The organism is Paraburkholderia sp. FW306-2-2C-D06C (assembly GCF_058781505.1).
Genome location: NZ_JBYSWU010000158.1, coordinates 1 through 563 on the forward strand (window position 1 = coordinate 1; position 563 = coordinate 563).

Sequence of the window (563 nt, forward strand, 5' to 3'; positions counted from 1 at the left end):
GTACCCCAGATGGCCACGACTGAAACCATCAAGGTCGCGATGCTGGTGCCTAAGTGATCGAAGCGGAGAGCCGCCCAGATAATGAACGGAAAGATCGCCAAGGCTGCGGGATAGTAGCCGTGCCCGGCAAGTTGCGGGGCACCGAAGATGAGGTAGCTCACCCAGAAGGTCGCAACGGTCAGTCCGCACGCCTCTACGGTCTGCGCCGCGGAGCGGACAGGGTTCGAATACGTGAGGAAGCTGAACAGGGGCGGGGCCACGACCAGCACGCCCATCATGTCACCGAGCCACCATTTCAGAAAGGCTGCGTCGTACTCGGCGACCGGCACCAGGCCCCCTCCAAGCAGGGCGGTCGCGCCAATCAGCGCACTTACTGCCGTGCTCACCACCGCAGCCAGGCCGATGAAGGCCAACACGTCACTGATGCGGTCGAGGGTGATCTGGAATCGAGCCGCGCGGTTCAATAATATTGCTGCCGTCAAGGCTGCCACTGTAGCGCCGGCGCCAATCACCGCGGCCACTGGCAAGGGCACGCCCACCGACACGTTGGCCAGGAAGGAGCC

General features: G+C 63.4%; 1 protein-coding gene. It reads right to left on the minus strand.

Translation table 11 applies throughout. The features are described from left to right. The coding region (locus tag AC3WLT_RS37300) for an MASE1 domain-containing protein (RefSeq protein ID WP_492596547.1) at positions 1 to 563 on the minus strand (563 nt) is incomplete at both ends.